A 7,585-nucleotide genomic window follows, 5' to 3' on the forward strand; every position below is an offset into this window, starting at 1 on the left:
TGGGTGTACCAAGAGGTGACGAAGGTGGTGCCGGTCAGCCAACCGCCTAGTGCTAGGAAGGCGCAGGGGAACAGTAGTATCCCTGACCAACCTACAAATACGAAGCGATCGCGCTTGAGCCAGTCGTCTAAAACGTCAAACCACCCTCTACTGGGGGCGCGTCCAACTGCGATGGTCATGAGAGCAAATCTCCAAATGTTTATAAGTACAGGTTGTATCTATATTATAGACGGCTATATAAAAGCCATCCATAAGCAGAAAGTTAACCGGTTGTTAACCAAGTTTACAATTTTTTACGAACCTTTAATCATATTAGGTGTAAATCGCTAATTTTTCTAGGGGATTTGTCATAAAAATTAATTATTGATCCAGATGAGGTCAAATTAAAGAGGTGGGGGCAGAGGAGAATAACCAATGCCCATTTCCCTAGAATCACTCAGCTGACGCTAAAATGAGTCCTACAGTTAAATTTGATTATTGCTAAATGTTTACCATCGATTTAAGCATCAGAAACACTGCTTTCCCGATCTCAGTACAACGTAAGTCAGCAGAGGATGCTGAGGCTGTCTATCAGCTAATTTTGGCAGCAATCCGTTCTGGGAACCCTGACATTGTAGAACTCAAGTGCGAGGGCAAGACAGAGAAAAAAATTGCTGTCCGCGCTAGTGAAATTTCTGGGGTGCAGATTGTTCAGAAAGATGGTACAACCCCAGGTGGTGGCAGACCACCTGGCTTTTTCGCTGTAGCTGCTGAGTAACCAAGGTTGACAAATGGCTCAAGTGGGCATTGAGGTCAAGGATTTAAATTTCAGTTGGCCTAATGGAGAGAAAGTGATCAAATCTTGCTCTTTAGAAGTACCCAAGGGTGAGTTTTGGATGCTCTTGGGTACAAATGGCAGCGGGAAATCAACGTTACTTAGACTGCTGGCGGGGTTATTAGCTCCTGAGTCTGGGAAAATTCGGGTTTTACACCCCGTTGGCTTTGTCTTCCAAAATCCAGATCATCAACTGGTAATGCCAACGGTTGGTGCTGATGTGGCTTTTGGATTGGTGGAAGAAAAGTTGCCACCTGCTGCTACTAGAGCAAGGGTTGAGGAGGCGCTAGGGGCGGTAAATTTGCTTGCCTTCCAACGACGCCCTATCTATGCACTCTCTGGGGGACAAAAACAGCGAGTAGCGATCGCAGGCGCGATCGCCCGTCGCTGCGAAGTCTTATTATTAGATGAACCCACTGCTTTACTAGATCCAGATAGTCAGTTGGATTTAGTTGCTGGTGTGCGCCGTCTGGTCAAAAGTCGAGGTATTACAGCCCTGTGGGTGACACATCGATTAGACGAGTTAAATTACTGTGACGGCGCTTTCTTGCTAGAAGAAGGCTCTCTGGTAGATAAGGGTGAAGCCCAACGCCTCAAACAACGTCTGATGCAGGTACACAGCGAAGCCTCTTAATTAAGTGCCCAGTGAAGTAAAAAGTACTCAGGACTTTCACACCCAGTACATACTCCGCCTTTTATTGGTGGTCTTTTAACTTAGTACTCTTCATTTTCACCATTACTGAAAAAGAACTACAACGCGCCTTTTAAACAAAGGCGCGTTTTAAGTTGGTGCGTCTGTCTTAAGTTTTAGTTTTGTGAGGCTACCGTATTTTTTATTTTTTGTAACATGGTGTTACAGACAATGCATCAACTATTATAAAACTTATGAATGAATTTTGTTAACTCTAGAAAATTGTGATTAAAAACCATGCCCCGTTCCTTACTCGAAGCCGTTTTGTTAGTAGACGGCTACAATATAATTGGCGCTTGGCCTTGCCTTAAAAAAACGCGTGATAGTGTTGGGCTAGAGGCAGCACGGGGTGAACTTGTGGAAGCAATGACTGGTTATAGTGCCTTTCAAGGTTATGCAACTCAGATAGTTTTTGATGCCCAATATCAGACTTCTTCTAGTAATAAAGAAATTATTACTGAGCATTTATCTGTTTATTACACTGATTTTGGGCAAACAGCAGATACTTATATTGAAAAATCTTGTGCCTCTATGCGCCAGCAAATAGCCCTGTGTTTGATTTCTCGTGTGATTGTTGCTACATCAGATCGGGCACAGCAGTTGATGATACAAGGGTATGGAGCTGAATGGTTGTCGGCACAACAACTCTGTGGGGAAGTGGAAGCTACCGTCTGTCGGATGCGACAGAAGTATCATACGCGCAAACAATCTAAAAGTAGGTTTTTAGCTAATGCTATTGATGCTAAGGCGCGGCAGCGTCTGGTTGAATTACGAATGGGATTACAGTAGATATTAGTATTTAAAAGTGTCTGCTTGAGTTGCTGAATGGATTTTGGCTGCAAAATTCTCTAATTAAGAGCATCGAAAAAAATATTGGCGAAAGTACTTGCCAAATCTTATTTTTAGCCTTAATATTATAAATCGTGAGTGATCCTCAGTAGCTCAGTGGTAGAGCGATCGACTGTTAATCGATTGGTCGCTGGTTCGAATCCAGCCTGGGGAGTTTAGTAATTTTGGATTTTAAATTTTGGATTTTAGATTATCCTTGAATAATCTATGGTCGCTTGATCCAGCTGTGACGTTTCTGAATCATGGGTCTTTTGGTGCTTGTCCTAAACAAGTGCTGGCAGTTCAACAAAGACTGCGATCGCAGCTAGAACAAGAACCCTTACGCTTTTTTGGTAGAGAATGGGAACCGCTGCTAGACGATGCCAGAAGTAAGCTGGCGGCGTTTGTGGGTGCTGATGTTCAAGATTTGGTATTTGTCCCCAATGCAACGACTGGTGTTAATTCAGTGTTAAGGTCGCTGACATTTTCACCAGAAGACGAAATACTCACAACCAACCACGAATATAATGCTTGCCGCAATGCACTTGATTTTGTTGCCAGTCGCACTGGTGCGCGGGTGGTGGTGGCAAAAATTCCTTTCCCCATTGACTCGCCGCAGCAAGTAGTGGCAGCAGTAATTGAGCGAGTTACACCAAAAACACGATTAGCACTTTTGGATCATGTTACCAGCCAGACAGGGTTAATTTTCCCAATCCAAGAGCTGGTGAAAGAGTTGCAACAACGGGGTGTAGATACATTGGTAGATGGTGCCCATGCGCCTGGAATGATTTCTCTCAATTTACGAGAAATTGGCGCAACTTATTACACCGGGAATTGTCATAAATGGCTGTGTGCGCCCAAAGGAGCAGCATTTTTGTATGTGCGACGAGATAAACAGTCAGAAATTCGTCCTCTGACAATTAGCCACGGGACAAATTCGCCACGCACTGATAAAACCTGTTTTCAGTTGGAATTTGACTGGACAGGTACAGACGATCCTACAGCTTATATGTGTGTACCAGAAGCGATCGCTTTTATGGGTTCCTTGCTACCTGGTGGGTGGACACAATTGATGCAGCAAAATCATCACCTAGTGTTGCAGGGAAGACAGTTACTTTGTGAAGCGTTGGAAGTGCAGCCGCCTTGTCCAGAGGAGATGATTGGTTCAATGGCGGTTGTGCCATTGCCTGCGATGTTGGAAAACTGCGATTTCATGTCTATACATGATGAGTTGTTTGATAAATTTGGTATTCAAGTGCCGATGATTCCGTGGCAGGAAAAACCTCGGCTGTTGGTAAGGATTTCGGCACAGATTTACAATACACCGGAACAGTATGAGTATTTGGCAAAGGTGCTAAAGGGGTTAGTCTCCGGTTAATCTAGTTTCAGGAAACTGACGATCGCATCAAGGGTCTGTTTTGCACTAAGTGCTATTCTTTTAAGTGATTGCACTTAAATTGCTGAAACTAGGATAACGCTTTACATGGCTTCTGGAGCGCTGCCTGACAATCCTTTTGTGGCTGCGGGGATGATTGAAGATCCCAGACTATTTGTCGGTCGTAAAGATGAATTACACGCGATCGCATCTCGGATGAAGGGCGATCAGCCTACAAGTATAAATATAGTTGGTGACAAGCACATTGGTAAATCTTCGTTGCTGCATTATTTTGTTCTGACTTGGCAGCAGCGAGGATTAGACGCGAACCGTTATGTGGTAATTTACCTACCGTTACGGGGTGTAGATTGCCAAACTGAAACGGGTTTTTATGAGGCTGTAGCTGAAGGCTTACTAAGTTACATTCCGGGATGGCAACTACAACTGCGAAATCCTTGGAGGATTAAACCGCTTAATCGTCAAGCATTTTCAGATGCGGTTAAGGAATGGAAACAGCAAGGAAAGCTACCCGTTCTCTGTCTGGATGATTTTGAAAGCCTTTTGAAATATCCTGATAAATTCCATAATGGATTTTATGACAATTTGCGATCGCTGATGGATAGCAACGCCTTGATGCTAGTGGTGGCTTCCTGTAAACAACTGGATGTTTATGCTAACGAGCATCGGTTTGTCTCTAGTTTTTTCAATATTGGTCACACTATTTATTTGAAAGAACTAACTACAGATGAGGCTATTGAACTGTCGCGCTTACCAACTCGCTCTATAAATGGTGCAGCTTTGAGTGTAGATGAACAGAGTCATGCCCAGCAATGGGGCGATCGTCATCCTTACAAGTTGCAATTGGCTGGTTCCTATTTGTGGGAAGCACGTCAACAAGGCAAAGCAATCAAGTGGGCGAAACAGCAGTTTAAACAACAGCTTACTAAAGCTAAATCCGCATCCAACGGACAGCGATGGCAATTATGGCTGCGTTGGTTAGTTTGGGATTTACCAGTGCGTCTAGGTAAGATACCCCAATTCATTGGTGTAACTGTAGGTGATATCGGCAACTGGATTACTGGGTTAGTCATGCTGCTTTTTCCAGTTTTGGTTTTGGTGGGTGTGGTGCGCTGGAATGAAGTTTGGGATTTTGTGCGCGACAAGTTGGGGATAAAGTAGCCGTGAGTAATACGTCTCCAACATCGGGCTTTTTGAATTATGTGGCTGAATGCGTGCGGCTCTTGTATTGGGCTTACTTCAAGCCTTTTACCTTTGAACGCTGGCTGCGGGATATTCATCTAGAACTGAAGCCGAGAGATAACCCTTTTGATAAACGGGGTGAGTTTCGTACTAACCTCCGCCTACGTCGCTATGCTGGCCAAGTCAGGTGGTTAACTGCTGTAGCTCCAATGTTTGCCATGTTGCTGGTAGCACCAGTTTACACTTTGGCAAGTAATGAGTCATTTGGCTGGTTAACAAGCTGTAGCGTTTGTGTGGGCTGGTTTATAGGAAGGTTTCTAGATCGTGGTGGTGATAAAAATAGACTAGTTATTTTCTTGGTTGCTACCTTTACAATATTTTTTGCAATTATATTTTTATCAGACCTGGCGTTTAGCGTCGCGTTTGGCATGGCGGTTGGCGTGGCGTTTAACGTGGCGTTTGGCGTAGCGGGAGGCATAGCGTTTGGCGTGGCATTTGGTATGGGAACAACCGTGGCCGCAGGCGTGGCGTTTGGCGTGGCGGTAAGCGTAACGCAAGGCTTGGCGTTTGGCATGGCGGTAGGCGTGAGGCGAGGCTTGGCGGTAGGCGTGAGGCGAGGCTTGGCGGTAGGCGTGAGGCGAGGCTTGGCGGTAGGCGTGGCGGTAGGCGTGCTGGGAGGCTTGGCGTTTGGCGTAACGGCAGGCGTGGCGGCAGGCGTGACGTTTGGCGTGGTGTCGATTTTGGGTGTGTTGCGGGTTTACTTCTGGTTGCCAGAATTACTGTGGATACTTACCTTGTTCTTGTTGTCTCCCAACGGAAAGCGGGTAAATTGTTTGCGATATCTGCCCCCTCGCTTTGATGAATTGATTATTTTGCCTCTGCCTTTCATGGATGTGATGATTGTTGAAGCTTATAGAAGCAACCCAATGGCTGCCCGTGAGACTATTAATTATCTAATTACATCCACCAATCAGCAAAAAGTTGCAGCACAGGCAATCTCTGGTATTGCTGTAGATATTCTCAATCGTTGTCAAAGATTGAGCGATATTGTGGAGATTGCCAACCAACTAGCGTGGATTCCCTCACCACCACCAAAGGAACTTGGCACTATGCTGCCCCAATTTTTGGATATTAGTCAGAATGTACAGGCATCAGAGGAAGCAACTTCACCTTATCGTAAATATGAGTTACTGAATATTCCCATCAACGCATTACGCCAACTGGGGCAAAGTCTAGCTCTGACAAAAAATGCTCGCGTTGCTGTCTCTTTTGGCAACACTGCACAAAACTGGCTAACTATCCTAGAGACGGCGCAGCGCACTTTAAACGAACAGGCACAGGAATCAAAAGAAATTCGACAAGTTTATATTGCTGGTAATTCACTAGACTACGAAACAGCAAAGGATCGTTTCAAAGGGCGAATTGATATATTTCGGGAAATTGAAACTTTGACACTTTCTGAGCAACCACCAGTGCTGTTACTCTATGGTGGGCGGAGGACAGGGAAAACTTCAGCGCTGAAATATCTACCTTATAAAATTGGCTCAGATATTGTACCTTTGCTGGTAGATTTACAGGGTGCAGCATCAGCCACAACGTTAAAAGGATTGGCTGAAAATTTAGCTCAACAAATTATCGAAGCTGCACGGCGATTACCCCGCACAGTAAACTTGCCTTATCCAGATGCCAATAAACTAGCTGAAGATCCATTTCCCGCCCTGCAAACTTGGTTAGCAGAAATAGAACGCAACAACTCCGGTAAGCGATTTCTCCTCTGTCTGGATGAATATGAACGCCTGGATGAAGTAGTGAAAGCAACAAGCAGCCGTGCGCCACTCAATTTTATTCGTAACCTGCTGCAACACCACCAGAACTGGATTTTACTTTTTAGTGGTTCACACGAGTTATCTGAACTTGACGATTACTGGAGTGACTATTTAATTAACACCCGTGCTTTGCGAATGACCTACCTGCAAGAGTCAGAAGCCCGCGATTTGATTTTACATCCAGTGGAGAACTTCACCAATATATATGAACCAACTGCTGTAGATGCAATTATCCAACTGACTCGCTGTCAGCCTTTTCTTGTTCAGTTGGTATGTTACGAATTGGTGGAGTCGCTAAACGGCGATATTAGAAACAACCAGGGAAATGCAGATACAGTAAAAGCCACTGCCCAAAATGTCGAAGAGATTATTCCTCAAGTTCTTGAGGTAGGCGTTCAGTATTTTCGGGAATTATGGACGAGTTTAGCAGAGAGCGATCGCTCTCTCCTGCGTCGGATAATCCACGGGGAAATTCCCACACAACAAGATAAAGGTGTTATCCGCAAACTAGCGCGAAAAGAAATCTTGACTATAGAAGGCAATGCTTTTCAAGTGCCTTTGGTGCAAAAATATGTAGAACAGTTGCTAGAAGAAGAGTAATATCACATTTAGAAATCCCTAAGCGAAGAATCTACCCACTTTTAAAAACATGGGTGTAAGGGAGAATAAAGTTTTCATTGTTATCGTCGCAACCGACATCGTTACACTGACATCGCTACAAGGATGACGGATGTCGCTACAGGGATGACGGATGTTGCTACAGGGATGACGGATGTCGCTACAGGGATGACGGATGTCGCTACAGGGATGACGGATGTCGCTACAGGGATGACGGATGTCGCTACAGGGAT

6 protein-coding genes, 1 tRNA gene and 1 pseudogene are annotated in these 7,585 nt (G+C 44.8%); 7 read left to right on the forward strand and 1 reads right to left on the reverse strand.

Features of this window, described 5'->3' with window-relative positions:
- Window positions 1-179 (reverse strand): annotated as a pseudogene (locus V7K35_RS26140) (photosystem II D2 protein (photosystem q(a) protein)); the annotation flags it as partial.
- A gap of 305 nt (window positions 180-484) precedes the next feature.
- Here V7K35_RS26140 and V7K35_RS26145 point away from each other — a divergent pair.
- The 7 genes from V7K35_RS26145 (at window position 485) to V7K35_RS26175 (ending at window position 7,334) form a co-directional block, all read left to right on the forward strand.
- On the forward strand, window positions 485-757 hold the full coding sequence (locus V7K35_RS26145) for a hypothetical protein (protein WP_012410874.1): 273 nt from the start codon (window positions 485-487) through the stop codon (window positions 755-757).
- 13 nt (window positions 758-770) lie between these two features.
- Entirely contained in the window at window positions 771-1,448 is a 678-nt protein-coding gene (locus tag V7K35_RS26150; protein WP_273769370.1) for an ABC transporter ATP-binding protein, read from the forward strand.
- Window positions 1,449-1,742: 294 nt separating this feature from the next.
- Window positions 1,743-2,294 carry an NYN domain-containing protein gene (locus tag V7K35_RS26155; RefSeq protein WP_335083010.1) on the forward strand — a complete coding sequence of 184 codons (552 nt, stop codon included), beginning with the start codon at window positions 1,743-1,745 and terminating at the stop codon, window positions 2,292-2,294.
- Between the two features lie 142 nt (window positions 2,295-2,436).
- Window positions 2,437-2,508, forward strand: a tRNA-Asn gene (locus V7K35_RS26160).
- Between the two features lie 42 nt (window positions 2,509-2,550).
- Window positions 2,551-3,711: an aminotransferase class V-fold PLP-dependent enzyme gene (locus V7K35_RS26165; protein ID WP_335083012.1), complete on the forward strand. Its 1,161-nt coding sequence runs from the start codon at window positions 2,551-2,553 to the stop codon at window positions 3,709-3,711.
- A gap of 105 nt (window positions 3,712-3,816) precedes the next feature.
- The gene (locus V7K35_RS26170) at window positions 3,817-4,887 is read left to right on the forward strand and encodes an AAA family ATPase (protein ID WP_335083014.1); all 1,071 of its coding nucleotides are present in this window, start codon (window positions 3,817-3,819) and stop codon (window positions 4,885-4,887) included.
- A gap of 2 nt (window positions 4,888-4,889) precedes the next feature.
- Window positions 4,890-7,334, forward strand: a complete 2,445-nt coding sequence (locus tag V7K35_RS26175) for an ATP-binding protein (protein ID WP_335083016.1) — start codon at window positions 4,890-4,892, stop codon at window positions 7,332-7,334.
- The last annotated feature ends 251 nt before the right edge of the window (window positions 7,335-7,585 follow it).

Origin of the sequence: Nostoc sp. (genome assembly GCF_036917275.1) — a bacterium.
Classification (GTDB): Bacteria; Cyanobacteriota; Cyanobacteriia; order Cyanobacteriales; family Nostocaceae; genus Nostoc.